General features: G+C 66.3%; 15 protein-coding genes and 1 pseudogene. 9 read left to right on the forward strand and 7 right to left on the reverse strand.

The window, feature by feature from the left end:
* The first annotated feature begins 5 nt into the window (after window positions 1-5).
* From CCZ28_RS08485 to CCZ28_RS08505, 5 genes are all read left to right on the forward strand, one after another.
* Window positions 6-296: a (2Fe-2S)-binding protein gene (locus CCZ28_RS08485; protein ID WP_140221308.1), complete on the forward strand. Its 291-nt coding sequence runs from the start codon at window positions 6-8 to the stop codon at window positions 294-296.
* Window positions 293-1,654 carry an NAD(P)/FAD-dependent oxidoreductase gene (locus CCZ28_RS08490; RefSeq protein WP_140217435.1) on the forward strand — a complete coding sequence of 454 codons (1,362 nt, stop codon included), beginning with the start codon at window positions 293-295 and terminating at the stop codon, window positions 1,652-1,654. Before CCZ28_RS08485 ends, CCZ28_RS08490 begins: the two co-directional genes overlap by 4 nt.
* Complete coding sequence (locus CCZ28_RS08495) at window positions 1,651-2,787, forward strand: NAD(P)/FAD-dependent oxidoreductase (protein WP_140217436.1); 1,137 nt, start codon at window positions 1,651-1,653, stop codon at window positions 2,785-2,787. The genes CCZ28_RS08490 and CCZ28_RS08495 overlap by 4 nt, the downstream gene beginning before the upstream one ends.
* The gene (locus tag CCZ28_RS08500) at window positions 2,778-3,806 is read left to right on the forward strand and encodes an ABC transporter substrate-binding protein (protein ID WP_140217437.1); all 1,029 of its coding nucleotides are present in this window, start codon (window positions 2,778-2,780) and stop codon (window positions 3,804-3,806) included. The genes CCZ28_RS08495 and CCZ28_RS08500 overlap by 10 nt, the downstream gene beginning before the upstream one ends.
* A 102-nt stretch (window positions 3,807-3,908) precedes the next feature.
* On the forward strand, window positions 3,909-4,256 hold the full coding sequence (locus tag CCZ28_RS08505; RefSeq protein WP_140217438.1) for a cupin domain-containing protein: 348 nt from the start codon (window positions 3,909-3,911) through the stop codon (window positions 4,254-4,256).
* Between the two features lie 49 nt (window positions 4,257-4,305).
* Here the strand turns inward: CCZ28_RS08505 and CCZ28_RS08510 are convergent, their stop codons facing one another.
* Complete coding sequence (locus CCZ28_RS08510) at window positions 4,306-4,929, reverse strand: glutathione S-transferase family protein (RefSeq protein ID WP_140217439.1); 624 nt, start codon at window positions 4,927-4,929, stop codon at window positions 4,306-4,308.
* Window positions 4,923-5,555, reverse strand: a complete 633-nt coding sequence (locus CCZ28_RS08515) for a DJ-1/PfpI family protein (protein WP_140217440.1) — start codon at window positions 5,553-5,555, stop codon at window positions 4,923-4,925. Before CCZ28_RS08515 ends, CCZ28_RS08510 begins: the two co-directional genes overlap by 7 nt.
* Before the next feature lie 247 nt (window positions 5,556-5,802).
* On the opposite strand from CCZ28_RS08515, the gene CCZ28_RS08520 reads away from it, so the two are divergent.
* Entirely contained in the window at window positions 5,803-6,819 is a 1,017-nt protein-coding gene (locus tag CCZ28_RS08520) for a GGDEF domain-containing protein (RefSeq protein ID WP_140217441.1), read from the forward strand.
* Window positions 6,820-6,824: 5 nt separating this feature from the next.
* Here the strand turns inward: CCZ28_RS08520 and CCZ28_RS08525 are convergent, their stop codons facing one another.
* From CCZ28_RS08525 to CCZ28_RS08535, 3 genes are all read right to left on the reverse strand, one after another.
* The gene (locus CCZ28_RS08525) at window positions 6,825-7,223 is read right to left on the reverse strand and encodes a septal ring lytic transglycosylase RlpA family protein (protein WP_140217442.1); all 399 of its coding nucleotides are present in this window, start codon (window positions 7,221-7,223) and stop codon (window positions 6,825-6,827) included.
* Between the two features lie 135 nt (window positions 7,224-7,358).
* On the reverse strand, window positions 7,359-7,985 hold the full coding sequence (gene trhA, locus CCZ28_RS08530; RefSeq protein ID WP_140217443.1) for a PAQR family membrane homeostasis protein TrhA: 627 nt from the start codon (window positions 7,983-7,985) through the stop codon (window positions 7,359-7,361).
* Window positions 7,986-8,015: 30 nt separating this feature from the next.
* The gene (locus CCZ28_RS08535) at window positions 8,016-9,377 is read right to left on the reverse strand and encodes a cation:proton antiporter (protein WP_205894649.1); all 1,362 of its coding nucleotides are present in this window, start codon (window positions 9,375-9,377) and stop codon (window positions 8,016-8,018) included.
* Window positions 9,378-9,561: 184 nt separating this feature from the next.
* Between CCZ28_RS08535 and CCZ28_RS08540 the strand changes: the two genes are divergently transcribed.
* The gene (locus tag CCZ28_RS08540; protein WP_140217444.1) at window positions 9,562-11,955 is read left to right on the forward strand and encodes a DEAD/DEAH box helicase; all 2,394 of its coding nucleotides are present in this window, start codon (window positions 9,562-9,564) and stop codon (window positions 11,953-11,955) included.
* 311 nt (window positions 11,956-12,266) lie between these two features.
* Here CCZ28_RS08540 and CCZ28_RS08545 read toward each other — a convergent pair whose 3' ends face one another.
* Together CCZ28_RS08545 and CCZ28_RS08550 are read right to left on the reverse strand one after the other, a co-directional pair.
* Window positions 12,267-12,734, reverse strand: coding sequence for a DUF4442 domain-containing protein (locus tag CCZ28_RS08545; protein WP_140217445.1), 468 nt, complete (start codon window positions 12,732-12,734; stop codon window positions 12,267-12,269).
* Between the two features lie 162 nt (window positions 12,735-12,896).
* Window positions 12,897-14,087 carry a sugar transporter gene (locus tag CCZ28_RS08550; protein WP_140217446.1) on the reverse strand — a complete coding sequence of 397 codons (1,191 nt, stop codon included), beginning with the start codon at window positions 14,085-14,087 and terminating at the stop codon, window positions 12,897-12,899.
* Window positions 14,088-14,503: 416 nt separating this feature from the next.
* On the opposite strand from CCZ28_RS08550, the gene copM reads away from it, so the two are divergent.
* A complete protein-coding gene (copM, locus tag CCZ28_RS08555; protein WP_140217447.1) occupies window positions 14,504-14,839 on the forward strand; it encodes a CopM family metallochaperone in 336 nt (111 codons plus the stop codon).
* Between the two features lie 61 nt (window positions 14,840-14,900).
* Window positions 14,901-14,981 (forward strand): annotated as a pseudogene (locus CCZ28_RS08560) (VOC family protein); the annotation flags it as partial.
* Window positions 14,982-14,993 lie beyond the last annotated feature (12 nt).

Below are 14,993 nucleotides of genomic sequence, written 5' to 3' on the forward strand. Positions count from 1 at the left end.
CCTCCATGGCACTGCTCAAGCGGGTGGCCGAACGCGACCGCCCGACCCTGGCCTTCACCCTCGACGGCCAGCCGGCCACGGGCTTGCAGGGCGATACCCTGCTCACCGCCATCCTCACTCAGAGCGATCACCTGCGCGGCAGCGACTTCGGCGGCGAACCCCGCGCCGGTTTCTGCCTGATGGGCGCCTGCCAGGATTGCTGGGTGCGCCTGGCCGACGGCCGCCGGGTGCGCGCCTGCGCCACCTTTCTCGAAGCGGGCCAGCAGGTCAGCCGCGATCCGGGGCGGTCGCTGTGAGCGCCGTCGTGGTGGTGGGCGCCGGACCGGCGGGCATTCGCGCGGCCCAGACCCTGGTCGCCCATGGCCTTGCGCCGGTGCTGCTCGACGAAAGCGCGCGCGGCGGCGGCCAGATCTATCGCCAGCAACCGGGCAATTTCCGGCGGCCGATCAAGGCGCTGTACGGCTTCGAAGCGGGCAAGGCCCAGGCGCTGCACGGCGCGCTGGAGCAAATGCAAACGGCGCTGGACTATCGGCCCGACACCCTGGTGTGGAATGCCGAGCAGAGTGCCCTGGATACCCTGAGCCAAGGCCGCTATGTCCACCGCCTGGCCTTTGACCAGGTAATCGTCGCCACCGGCGCCACCGACCGCGTCCTGCCAGTGCCCGGTTGGACCCTGCCGGGCGTCTACAGCCTCGGCGCGGCCCAGGTGGCGCTCAAATTCCAAAGCTGCGCCATCGGCAGCCGCCCGGTGCTGGCCGGTACGGGGCCGCTGCTCTATCTGGTCGCCTATCAATACGCCAAGGCCGGGGCCAAGCCACTGGCGGTGCTGGACAGCGCGCCCTTCCGCGACCAGGCCGCCGCTACCCCGGCCCTGCTCGGCCAACCGGCCACCTTCGCCAAGGGCCTCTACTACCGCAGCTGGCTGGCGCTGCACGGCGTGCCCGTGCACCAGGGCGCCGAGCTCCTGGCGGTCGAAGGCGAACGCCGGGTGGCTGCCGTGCGCTGGCGCGCCGCCGATGGCGAGGCGCACCGGCTGGAGTGCGACGCCCTGGGCTTCGGCCAGACGCTGCGCAGCGAGACCCAGCTGGCCGATCTGCTGGGTTGCGACTTCACCTGGAATCCCCTCAACCGCGCCTGGTTGCCAGTCCGCGATGCCGGCGGGCGCAGCAGCCAGGCCGGGGTCTACCTGGCCGGCGACGGCGCCGGTATCCAGGGCGCCGATGCCGCCGAACTGGCGGGCGAACTGGCGGCCCTGAGTTTGCTGGCCGACCGTGGCGCAACCGTCGACGCGGCGCGAATCGAGGCGCTGCAAGCACGCCTGGCGCGCTTCGAGGTCTTTCGCCAGGGCCTGGAGCGGGCCTTTCCCTTTCCCGCGGACTGGGCGGCCAAGGCGCCGGACGAAGTCACGGTCTGTCGCTGCGAACAGGTCAGCGCCGGCGAGATCCGCGCCGCCGTGGCCCAGGGTCATTGGGAGATCAACAGGGTCAAGGCCACCTGCCGGGTCGGCATGGGCCGCTGCCAGGGGCGCATCTGCGGCGCCGCGGCGGCCGAATTGATCGCCTGCGCCAGTGGTCGCCCCCTGGACCAGATCGGCCGATTGCGCGCCCAGGCGCCGATCAAGCCACTGCCCTTTGGCGTGGAGCTGGCGCCATGAGCCGGCTGGACGTGGACGTGCTGATCATCGGTGGTGGCATCGTCGGCAGCAGCGCGGCGCTGTTCCTGGCCCAGGGTGGCCAGCGCGTCGCCTTGCTGGAACGCAACTTCTGTGGCGCCCAGGCCAGCGGCGTCAACTATGGCGGGGTACGCCGCCAGGGACGACCACTGGTGCAGCTGCCGCTGTCCAGCCGCGCGCACCAGATCTGGGGCGGCCTGCAAAATTTGCTGGGTACCGACGGTGAATACCTGAGATCCGGCCACCTCAAGCTGGCGCGCAGTGAGTCCGACTTCGCCGCCCTGCAGGCCTATGAGCGGTCCAGCCAGGGCTTCGGGTTGGACTTGCAGTTGCTCGACCGGAGCGAATTGCGCCGGCGCTTTCCCTGGGTCGGCGACGTCGCCGTGGGCGCCTCCTTCTGCCCGGAGGACGGCCACGCCAATCCACGGTTGGTCTCGCCGGCTTTCGCCCAGGCAGCCGCCCGTGCCGGTGCCCAGGTCTTCGAGCGCACCGCCGTGACACAGGTCGAGCACGATGGCCAGCGCTTCCAGGTCCGCACCGACAGCGGCCTGACCTTGAGCGCCCCCTGGCTGCTCAATTGCGCGGGTGCCTGGGCCGCGGAGCTGGCCGCCCGCTTCGGCGAGCCGGTGCCCCTCACCGCGGCCCATCCGGCCATGCTGGTGACCGAACCGCTGCCTCTCTTCATGACCGCCAGCACCGGCGTGGAAGGCGGCGGCATCTATGCCCGCCAAGTGGCGCGGGGCAATTGCGTGCTGGGCGGCGGGCGCGGTTTCGCCCTCGACGCCGACCGCGCCCGCCCCGACCAGCTGGCCATCCTCGACATCCTGAGAAACGCCGCCGAACTCTATCCAGCCCTCAGCGGTGCCCAGGCGATCCGTACCTGGAGCGGCGTCGAGGGCTATCTGCCGGATCACCAGCCGGTGCTCGGCCCCAGTCTCACCACCCCCGGCCTGCTGCACGGCTTCGGCTTTGCCGGCGCGGGCTTCCAGATCGGGCCGGCGGCTGGCGAAGCCCTGGCCGAGTGCATCCTGCAGGGCGCCCCCCGGCACAGCCTGCAGGCCTTTTCCATCGCCCGTTTCCCTTCCCAGCCCAGGAGTTCCCAATCATGCGCCTGACCCCTGCCCTGCTCGTGGCCCTCGCCGGCCTGCCCCTGGCCGCCCTGGCCGAACCGACGCTCTACCTCGGCATGAATGGCGGCACCATGGAGCGCCTCTATGCCGACAGCGTGCTGCCCGCCTTCGAGAAGGCGCACAACGTCAAGGTGGTGATCGTGCCCGGCACCTCGGCGGACATCCTCGCCAAGGTGCAGGCCAGCCCGCAGAAGCCGCCGATCCACGTAATGTTCCTCGACGACGGCATCATGTACCGCGCCATCGGCATGAATCTGTGCAGCCCGCTCAAGCCCAGCGCGGCCCTGGCGCAGATCCCCGACAAGGCCAAGATCAAGGACCAGGCGGCGGCCGTCAGCCTGGGCGTGACCGGTCTGGCCTACAACAGCCGGCTGTTCAAGGAGAACGGCTGGGCGCCGCCGACCTCCTGGGCGGACCTGGCCGATCCGAAATACAAGGGCAAGGTGGTGTTCCAGTCGCTGTCCTCGTCCACCTTCGGGCTGCACGGCTTTTTGATGTTCAACCGCCTGCAAGGCGGCACCGAGCAAAATGTCGACCCCGGCTTCAAGGCCTGGCCCACCACCGTCGGTCCCAATGTGCTGGAGTACATCCCCAGCTCGGCCAAGCTCTCGGAGATGGTGCAGACCGACGAGGCGGCGCTGTTCCCGCTGACGCCCACCCAGGTCACCGCGCTCAAGCTCAAGGGCATCCCGGTGGAATACGCGCCGCCCAAGGAAGGCGCCGTGGTCCTCAACGTCGCCGAATGCGTGACCGCCAACAACGACCAACCCGAGCTGGCCCAGCAACTGGCGGAGTACCTGCTGACCCCGGAGGCCCAGGCCCCGGCACTGGAACTCGGCGACCAGATCCCGTCCAACCCCAACACCCCCACCACCGACAAGACCCGCGGCCAGGTGGACGCTATGCAGAACTACCTGAAGACCGCCGTGACCATCGACTGGGACGAGGTCAACAAGGTGCGGCCGCAGTGGAATGCGCGCTGGAATCGGCAGGTGGAGCGTTAGTCGGTCGAATAGCGCAAATGCACCGGTAGAGGTCGACCCTGGACAACCTCACTCCCGGGCGAGCCCTCACCCTTGGCGGCTTCCATCATCAGGAGAGCCGCCATGGCCAACCCGCCCATCACCGTTCTGCGCGATACCCAACCCATGCCCGTGGTCGATGCCTGCAAGTGGGAGCGCATCGAAGGTGACCCCCATACCGTCAACCTCAATGCCTACACCTCCGACGACGGCAGCAAGATCATGGGCACCTGGATCTGCACCCCCGGCAAGTGGCGCGTCGAGTACGTCAAGTGGGAGTACTGCCACTTCCAGGAGGGCTACTGCATCATCACCCCGGACGGCCAGGAGCCCATCCACCTGAAGGCCGGCGACATCTTCGTCGTCGAACCCGGCATGAAGGGCACCTGGGAAGTGGTCGAGACGGTGCGCAAGTACTTCGTCTTCGCCTGATCTGAAAGCGCTGCCTGCCGGCGCTCGCTGGTGCTCGCCAGCGGGCTGCTCAGGGCGTGGCATCGCTCGCATAGCAGGCCCAGGCCGGGTGCGTGGCCAGGCGGTCGAGATAGGCCTCGATGGCCGGCGCCGCGATGCGCTCCATCGGGGTGCTGCGCCAGCGGTGCAGCGACAGGCCGAGGACGATGTCGGCCAGACTGAAGGTGGCGCCCGCCACATAGGGACCGTGCTGCGTCAGATGGGCTTCGAGCACCGCGACCCGGCCATTCCAGGCGGTGACGCCCTCCGCCAGCCGCTGCGGATCGGGTTCTGGCGGCTGCTGCTTGACCAACGCCAGGTAGGCGTAGCTCCAGGCCGGGTTGAGTTCGCTGGCCTGCCAGTCCAACCACTGATCGACCCGCGCCCTGGCCTGGGCCTCCTGCGGATACAGCGCCTCACCGCCATGGGCATTGGCCAGGTAGCGCAGGATGCTGTTGGACTCCCAGAGCACGAAATCGCCATCCAGCAGCACCGGGATCTGCCCGTTGGGGTTCCATTGCAGGTATTCGGCCGACTGCGCCGAGCGAAAACCAGCGCCCCAGTCCTCGCGCTCGTAGGCGAGGCCGAGTTCGTCACAGCACCAGAGCACCTTGCGCACGTTGATGGACGAAATCCGTCCGAGGATCTTCAGCATGGGGCAGTGACCTCCAGAGGTTGGTGGCTGAGATAGGGATCGATGTTGCCGAGTGCCCGAGCCACATAGTCTGACTTTTCCCCCACCGGCGCCACATAATGCAGGGCCTCGACTGCCGCGTCGCGTCCCACCAAGCGGGCGATGGCCCAGGCCGCCAGATAGCTGGAGGCCAGGCAACCGCCGGCCGTGGCCAGATTGCCACGGGCGAAGAAGGGTTGCTCCAGCACCTCGATGCCGGCCTCCTGTACCCAGGGCTTGGTGGTGAGGTCGGTGCAGCCGGGCACACCATCCAGCAGGCCGAGCCGGGCCAGCAGCAGGGTGCCGGAACACTGGGCACCGATCAGCTGGCGAGCGGGATCGAGCACGGCGAGTTGCGCCATCAGCGCCTCGTCCTGGACGATCTCGCGGGTGCGGCGACCACTACCCACCAGCACGGCGGTGCACTCTGCCAGGTCCTCGAGGCCAGCCTGGCGTTCCAGGCGCACGCCGTTCATGGAGGTCACCCAGGGCGTGGGCGCCATCAGCGATACCCGCCAGTCCGGGCGCTTGATGCGGTTGAGAATGCCCAGGGCGATCAGCGAATCCAGCTCGTTGAAGCCGTCGAAAGTAAGAATGGCGAGGTGCATGGGGCGCTGCTCGAGGTTGGGAGGTTTCCCCCATTCTCATACCCGTTGTCAAACCCGGCCAGATACAGCACCCAGGCCAGCCAGCCATACAGTCCACGCCGCATCCGCCAACCGCTCTAGCCTGGGGCTCTAGTTTTACAATAATGGCATCTAGCCACTAAAGTATTGCCAGCCAGAGTCGATATGCTGCTTCAACTTCCCTACCCCGCCCTTTCGCCGACAGCGCGCGAGTAGTTCAGAGATTACGATGAACGATGAAATTCGCTACGAGCGGCATGTCAGACGGATATTCCGGATTCCCCTCCTTGTACTCCAGCCTCTGATTCTGCTGATCTTTCCCCTGAGCCTGCTGAGTAACCCGCTTATCGGCAGTCCCTTCAAGCCCCGCTATTTCGCCGTGATGGTGCTGCTGCTGGCCGTGACGGCACTGCTTTGTCTGGCGCGCAGCGCGCGCATGATGAATATCGCCTTCACCGGCAATATCTGGGCGCTCGCCTTCGCCTTTCGCATAGAGATCAACGATGGTGGGGCGCTGGGCCACTACTGGAATCTCCCAATCGCCATCCTGACGACCCTGGGTACCTGTGGCCTGACCTACAGGCTCAAGGACTACCTCATCACCCTCTCCGGGGCCTGGTTCATTCTCTTCGTCGGTCAGGATTACCTGGCTCCAGCCACCATGCCCAGGCAGTTGGTGTGGATGCTGATCGGTACGACGCTGGCCATCGGTATCGCCTACAACTACGTCAACAGCAACTGGATGCGGCGTACTTTCATCATGAAGGAGCGCTATCGCATTCTGGCGGAAACCGATGCCCTCACCGGGATCGCCAACCGGCGCAAGCTGTTGGAACAACTGGAAGCCGCTATCGGCAACAGCGGCGAACAACCCTGTCATTTCGTCATGCTCGATGTGGATGACTTCAAGAGCATCAATGATCGCCATGGGCATCAAGGGGGTGACGAGGTGCTGGTCGCCCTGGCCGACGAGATGAGCAATCTCGATCCGGCGCTCGTTGTTGGACGGCTCGGCGGCGAGGAGTTCGGCATCCTGGCGATAGGGCTGAGCGCCCCCCAGCTGAGCGAAATCCTGGACCGCTTGCGAGCCAAGCTGGCGCAACGCGAGCAGCAGTCCATCACCTTCAGCGCCGGTGCGATACAGCTACAGGTGAAGGACTCCTTGGGCGAGCTGTTGCGGCGTGCGGACGAAGCCCTCTATCTGGCCAAGCGCGAGGGCAAGGACAGGGTCATCTGGGCCCTGTGAGGCCCCTACTCCAGCTTTTCCACCTTCACCGCGGTGGTGCCATCGTCGACCATGTCCACCCGCCGGGCCGCGGCGCGAGACAGGTCGATGATGCGACCGCGGATGTAGGGGCCGCGGTCGTTGATGCGCACGATGACGGCGCGATCGTTTTCCAGGTTGGTCACCTTGACCCGGGTACCGAGCGGCAGGGTCTTGTGGGCGGCGACCAGTTCGTTGTTGTTGAAGGTCTCGCCACTGGCGGTTTCCTTGCCATGAAACTTGCGCGAATAGAAGGAGGCCTTGCCACGTTGTTCGAAGCTGGCTTCCTTCTTGGCCGGCGCCGCGACGATCTTGGCGTCCTTATCCTGGCAGGCGGTGCAGGCGAGCACCAGCAGCAAGACGAGAGCTCTGGGACGGATGAACACGTTTCACCTTCCTGTTTTTTTCGTTCTGTGGAAAGCGCTGCACGAGGGGTCATTCAGCTAGCTCTGAACCACCCCGAGCCCTGAGGTTCTCGCCAGATGGCGATAGGCCGCCCTATCTGTGACGAGCCCCGCAGGCTAGTGGGGTGGCAAGACGTACTTGAGGATGGCGACGAAGTGCAGCGCGCTGCCGGCCATGACGAAGCCATGCCAGATGCCGTGCCAATGGCGAAAGCGGTCGTCGAAGACGAAGAACAGGATGCCGACGGTATAGAGCACCCCACCGGCCGCCAGCCAGGTGAAACCGGCGCTGCCCAGGCGATCCAGCAGCGGTCCCACGGCCACCAGCACGATCCAGCCCATGGTGGCGTAGATCACCAGCGACAGGACGCGCGCCTCGGAGCGCGGCTTGATCTCCTGCAGCATGCCGATCAACGCCAGCCCCCAGACGATGCCGAACAGCGTCCAGCCCCAGGGACCGCGCAGGGTCACCAGGCAGAACGGCGTGTAGCTGCCGGCGATGAGCAGGTAGATAGACAGGTGATCGAGCTTCTGCAGGTAGCGCTTCGCCCGCCCCTTCACGCTGTGATAGAGGGTGGACACGCTGTACAGGATCACCAGCGCCACCCCGTAGATGGCCACACTGACGATCCGCCAGGGATCACCCTGCAGGCTGGCCAGCACCACCAGCACGATGGCACCGGCCAGGGCCAGTAGAGCTCCGATCAAATGGGTCCAGGCATTGAGCCGTTCGCCGTAATACATGCGTCCTCCAGGTCAGGGTCGCAAGGCGGCTCAGGGTCTCGCCGATCCCTCGCGACGGGCAGTCAGGCGCTCGTAGCGGTCGAGCAGCGGCTGGATGGAAACGCCATGAACCGCGATGCTCAGGGCCACCACCGAGAGAGTCAGGTCGACGATGGTACCCGCCCAGTCGGCCGTGACGTGGTGCGTGAGCGCGTAGCACAGGTAATACAGGCTACCAATCCCACGGATGCCGAACCAGCCGATCAGCCCGCCCTGCAGGCGGTCGATACGGGTGAAGGGCAGCATGGTCGCCACGCTCAGGGGCCGGATCACCACGAACAGCAAGGCGCCCAACAGCAGCGCGCGGCTATCCCAGTGGGTGATGAGCACCACGCCCAGCAGCGTCACCAGCAGCACCTCGAAGGAGCGCTCCACCAGGCTGCCGAAGGCGAGCATGTCGCCCATCATCACCCCGGCGGCCATCTTGGGCTCCTCGATGTCATCCGCACGGGCCACGGTGGCCTGTTCCGGGGCCCCAGTGAGATGGCCAATCACCGGTTGCGCCAGCTGCTCGGAAGGGGTTTCCGAATGCCCCGAGGACTTGACCTCGGCCTGGCGCAGGCCCAGCCCGGCGGCGAACACGGCGAGAAAGCCGAAGGCGCCGATCTCGTCGGCCAGTACATAGGACAGGGCGATCAGCGCCAGGGCGAGGAAGTCGTTGGGGGAAATCGTGCTGTCACCGTGGCGGATGCGCAGGTAGATCATCAGGTGCCCTACCCCCTTGCCCATGGCGTAGCCCAGCAACAGCCCGGCCGGTACGCCCCAGACCACGCTTTTCAGGAACCACTCCAGGGTCCAGCCCCACTGCAGTTCGCCGTGCTGCAAGAGCAGCAGCCCCAGCAGCACGAAGGGAAAGGCGGTGCCATCGTTGAGCCCCGCCTCACCGGAGAGGCCGAAGCGCACCCGGTCGAAATCCTGGGCGTGGTTGACCTGCACCAGGCCGGCCAGCACCGGGTCGGTGGGCGCGAGGATGGCGCCGATCAGCAGGGCCACGCCCCAGGGCAGGCCGAGCACGTAGTGGGCCGCCAGGCAGACCCCGGCGATGCTGAGGATCATCACCGGCCCGGCCAGCAGATAGGCGCCATGCCAGGCGGAGCGGTGGAAGGACAGCCGCAACTTGAGGCCGCTGACGAACAGCGAAAAGAGCACCGCCACCTCGGTGAGATGGCCGATCCAGGTGGCCGATTGCTGGAAATCGACCTCGGCCAGGCCCAGCCCGATGGGGCTGATGAGCATGCCGAACACCAGACAGACGGCCGAGGTAGTCACCGGCAGCCAACGTAGATAGGCGGAGGTCAGGGCAAGGATCATCAATAGCGATCCCAATACCCCGACCCAGACGAGAAAAGTCATGTGGGTAGCGTGATCCAAAACAGGTGGAACGGAAGGAGGTGGCGAGGGCCACCGTCTTCATGGAGACTGCGCAAACCTCGCTCCGGTGCCCCACAACTGCCCAATGGCGCGGCCCGCGGTGACCCCAGGGGCCGGAATGCGGTCCCATCCCTTATAGTCCCGCCACAGGAAGTCGTCTTCTCGCATGAGCGATCACCGCCTACGCAAGCAACGCCGTCTCGAGCGCCTGCAGCGCTTCATCGACTGGGCCAGCCGCACCCATCCGGATTTCGTCGCCAAGCAACAGCATCAGGAACAGTGGTTCAAGCCCTATGCGGGCTATCCCTTTCCGCACCTCGGCCGGATCGCCAAGACCTTCTGGCTGGGCCTCGACGAGTCCGCGGCGGTGGCCAACGGCACTACGCCCGAGCCGGAGACCCTGCTGGGCCAGGCCTTGCTCAGCGTCAGCAAGACCTTCGGCTACCCGGTGGATGTCTTCGGCAGCGAGAAACTCTTTACCGGCGGCGCGGCGAGCGAATTGCTCGAAGCCCATTGGGCGCTGAATCTCGCCGATAGCGATTCGGCGGCCGGTTTCGAAGCGGCGGTGGCCGAGCGCCTGGGCGCGGCGGTACGGGAGCGGCTTGCGCTACTGGCCGGGCCCTTCGCGGAGATGGCGGCGGAAGATCGCCAGCGAGTGCTGGAACGGGTGCCCCAGGCGCTGATCCGCCTGGACGACTTCCTGTCGCGGGCGGTGGAGGTCCTCAACGAAACGCGCCACGAGCTGAGATTCAACGTGGTGCTCAGCCACGACGACATCCGCCTGGAAATCCCCCGGCGCCTGGCAGCGAACCAGGGTCGTCTGCTCAGTGACGCCGATGTCGTCGCGCTCAAGGCCGAGGCGGAAGGCGACTTGCGCCAGCGCTTCGCCGTGCTGGTGGGCGAGGCCGATGCCCTGGATTTCGATCTGCACCAGCTCGGCACGCCACGGCTGCAGGAGTTGATGCGCCTGGAGACGGGCAAGCTGCGCCTGGCCCTGCGCCAGGCGGTGGAACAGCAGCGCGAGAAGATGGCCTTCGCCGTGTTGCTGGAGAACAATCCACGCTTCGCCCAGTACCACCAGAACTATCCCGCCCGGCGCCTGACCCGCACCTGGACCGCTCTGCTCGGCCCCACCAACAGCGGCAAGACCCACAGGTCCATCGAGGCGATGGCGGCGGTGACCCATGCCATCTACCTGTCGCCGCTGCGCTTGATGGCGTTGGAAAACCAGGAGCGCCTGGAGTCCCTCGGGGTGCCCTGCTCGCTGGTCACCGGCGAGGAAGAGATCATCCGGCCGGGCGCCACCCACTTCTGCTGCACCGTGGAGGAATTCGCCCGTTTCCGCCGCCAGCAATGGGAGGTGGTGGTGGTCGACGAGGTGCAGATGCTGGCCGATCCGCAACGCGGCTGGGCCTGGGTCGATGCTCTGGTCAGCGCCCAGACGCCGCGCCTGCTGATGACCGGTCCGGCGCTGATCGAACCCTCGCTGCGGACCCTCTGCACGCTGTGCGAGGACCGCCTGGAGATCAAACCCACCAAGCGCCTGTCGCCGGTCACGGTGGCGCGCCACGCCACCACCCTGGAACGGCTGGAGCCGGGCTCGCTGCTGGTGGCCTTCAGCCGCCGAGTGGTGCTGGAACTCAAGGGTATGCTGGAGATGGCCGGACGCCGGGTCTCGGTGGTGTACGGCGCCCTCTCGCCGGAGGTGCGCCGGGAACAGGCGCGACGCTTCCGCGAAGGCGAGACCGAAATCATGGTCGCTACCGACGCGGTGGGCATGGGCCTCAACCTGCCCGCCCATACCCTGTGCTTCTACACCGATGAGAAATTCGACGGGGTGGAGAATCGCCCGCTGCGGGTACAGGAGGTCAAGCAGATCGGCGGTCGCGCCGGGCGTTTCGGTCATCACGCCGAGGGCGAGATCACCGCGCTGGCGCCCCATGTGCTGCGCAATATCAAGCGGCTGTTCCACAGCCCGGACGATCCGGTAGACCTGCATCAGTTTCAGGTACGACCCAGCCTGGAACACCTGCACGCCCTGTCGGAGTTCATGGAAGAACCCAGCCTGCTGCGCACCTGGCTGACCTTCAACCGCAACATCAACTACGGCGACGCCTTCGTCTCGGTACTGCCCGACGAACTGGCCGAGTGGATCAAGCTGATCGACCTGCCTGGCATCGACTTCCACCTGCGCTGGATCTTCGCCTGCACCCCGATTCGCGGCGGCTTGGAGGGCCCGGCCAGCGGTCAGGCCCAGCGCTGGCTGCGCAGCGTCGCCCGCGGCGAGCCGGTGGACCTGCCGCGCGTTCCCCTGGGCAGCGATCTCGCCGGCCTGGAAAGCGCCCTGCACGTGGTGGAGACCTATCTGCACCTGGCGCGCAGCCTGCCGGAGCTGTTTCCCGCCCTGGAACGCGGCGAGGATCATCGCGACCTGCTCAACGAGGCCATCACCCGCGAGCTGTCGCGCCGCCGCCGTCCGCGTGGCCAGGAAAAGGGTCAGGGCAAGGGTGGACGGCGCCAGGGGCGTGGCGAGCGCCGGGGTGGGCGCTTCGGGCGCTAGGCCACGCGGGATTCGCCGACTGAAGCCGGCAGCCAGGTAGCGTGGATAACGGCGAAGCCTTATCCACTCTTCGCAGCGCCCTGGCCATGGACCACGCAGCACGGTTTTCACCCAACCTATCGCGACCATGGCGGTTCGTCCACCACAGGCACCGCAGTAACCGTAGGAGCGGCCCATGGCCGCGATCAGCCGCGTAGCGTGGATAACGGCCAAGCCTTATCCACCCTTCGCAGCGCCCTGCCCATGGACCACGCCGCACGTATTTTCACCCAACCTATCGCGACCATGGCGGTCTGCTGATGCGGCCGCTCCTACTGGGACATCCCTAGCGGCGACCGCGCCTTGAAACTCCAGGTAAAGCAGAATTCGGCGACCTGATCGCCGCTTTCATCGATGCCGACGCTGCGCAGTTGCACCACCTGCGGATCACCCGTCTCCCGGGCCACGCGCAGGGCGGCGGCGATGGCCTCGCCCTGGTCGCAGCGAAAGACGATGGTGCCCACCGCCTTCTTGGTGAAGGTCGCGTTGAGGGCCACCACCAGCATGGCGAAGCGACTGCCGGAGCGGCGGATGTGCAGGTCGGCGAGCATGCCGGTGGAAAATTCCGCCGCCATGCCCTCCACCGCCCAGAACATGCTCTTGAAGGGATTCTGGTTCAGCCAGCCAAGTGTCACCTGGATCTGGCAGCCGGCGGCATCGAGCTGCCGCAGCCTTAGGCCGGCGATCTTGGCGATGGGCACCTTGGCCCAGACGAAGAGATTGAACAGCAGTCGATTCATGACGGGCGCATCCGGCAGCCTGGCCAAAGCGCCAGGTGACCCGCAGCTTAGCGCGTCGTCCCGGGCCGCTCCATGGCTGCGGGGAGCGGCCGAGCAGACAGTTCGCGACCCTCGAGTCGCGCTGCCTGGGGCGCCTCGACAACGCGAGACGCCCCCCAGGGATCACAGCGGATTGGCGTTGAGCTGCTCGGCGTAGCGCCGGGTCATGAACACCGCGAACAGCAGGCCGCCGACCGCCAGGCCGCCCCCCACCAGGCCGATGTAGGGCATGCCGACATGGGTGCCCACCACGCTGCCCAGCAGGGCGCCACCGCCGATGCCGACGTTGTAGATACCCGAGAACAGCGCCATGGCCACGTCGGTGGCGTCCTTGGCCAGGGCCAGCACCTTGGATTGCAGCGCCAGGCCAAAGCTCATGATGGCGATGCCCCAGACCACGCTCAGCCCTTCGAGCAGGAAGCCCTTCCAGGCGAACGGCAGCAGCAACAGCAGCGACAAGGCGATGCCGCCAATGGCGGTGATGAGGAAGCCATTGGGGAATCTCAGGCTGTAGCGGCTGAACAACAGCGAGCCGATCACCCCGGAACCACCGAACAGCAGCAGCAAGGCGGTGATCTGCATACCGCCCATGCCCGCCACTTCCACGGCGAAGGGCTCGATGTAGCTGTAGCCGGTGAAGTGAGCCGTCACCACCAGCACCGTGAGCAGGTAGATGCACAACAATGCCGGGCGCTTAAACAGCACCGGCAGGCTGGCCAGGGAGCCGGAATTCTCGCTGGGCAACAGCGGCAGGTTGCGCGCCAGCCAGATCACCGTACCCACGGCTAGGGCAGCGATGGCGAGGAAGGTGTAGCGCCAGCCGAGCAATTCACCGAGCACCCGGCCCAGCGGGATGCCCAGCACCATGGCCAGGCAGGTGCCCGTGGCCAACAGGCCGAGCGCCTGGGTCTGCTTGCCGGCCGGCGCGATGCGTACGGCCAGCGAGGCGGTGATCGACCAGAACACCGCATGGGCGAAGGCGATGCCGATCCGGCTGGCCACCAGCACCTCGAAGCTCCAGGCCACCCCCGACAGCGCGTGGCAGGCGATGAAGACGACGAAGACGAACACCAGCAGGCGCCGCCGCTCGATGGAACGGGTGGCGAGCATCATCGGCAGGGACATCAGGGCGACCACCCAGGCATAGATGGTCAGCATCAGCCCGACCTGCGACGGACGCAGGTCGAAGCTGCGACCGATGTCGCTGAGCAGCGCCACCGGGACGAATTCCGTGGTGTTGAAGATGAAGGCGGCCAGGGCCAGGGCGATCACGCCGGACCAACTGGGTTTCCGGGCTTCGGCGGTAGCATCCATGGGAGATCTTCTACTCCAGAGCGGGAGGGGTGAGCGACTCCGCGGCGCGGAATCGACGACGAAAACCCACGAGCAAAAGCTTGGCCCGCCTGCGGAGGAGAACGCCGCGAGCGAGAAGATTGCCGTAGGTCAGGATTGATAGTGGATGTAGTAAAAATTCTACGCTGCCGATTCGGACCACCACAACCGCCCAGGGGTGCCCCGCTATGGGCCAGGATTCCGAGCCCGGCACCCAAGCTGCTGATGGGTGGCGCTTTTTGGATCGATCCAAGCCTGGACCAAAATCCCGGAACTGCGACAAAACATCGCGAAACCTTTTAGTCGTCCCAGGCTCGGACAGAAACAGCGCAGCGGTTGACCTTGCCCCAGAGGCAAGCTCTAGCCTCGATCTCGTCAGTTTCTCAGGAGCCTCCCCCATGCGTATCACCATCCCCACCGCCCTGCTCGCCCTCACCCTGCTGGCGAGCGGTACCGCCAGCGCCGCCGAAGACACTCACCAGGCCCATCAGGACATGCAGAAAAGCATGGACGCCATGCATCAGGGCATGGAAGAAGGCCTCAAGGCCAAGGACCCGGACCTGGGTTTCGCCAAGGGCATGCTGGCCCACCATGAGGGCGCCCTCGACATGGCCCGCTATGAACTCCAGCATGGCAAGGACCCGGAAATGCGCAAGCTGGCCGAGGACATCATCCAGGCCCAACAAAAGGAGATCGATCAGCTCAAACGCTGGATCGAGGCCCACGGCAAATGATGGCCGTGCAGGCACGGGACTGGCACAGTGGAAAACCAGTCCCATCGCGGAGACCACCATGCTGATCGATCACCTGGATCACCTAGTCCTGACCACCGTGGATCTCGCCGCCTGCGAGGATTTCTACACCCGGGTGCTGGGGAGGTAGTTCAAC

Origin of the sequence: Pseudomonas oryzihabitans (genome assembly GCF_006384975.1) — a bacterium.
Lineage (GTDB): Bacteria > Pseudomonadota > Gammaproteobacteria > Pseudomonadales > Pseudomonadaceae > Chryseomonas > Chryseomonas psychrotolerans_B.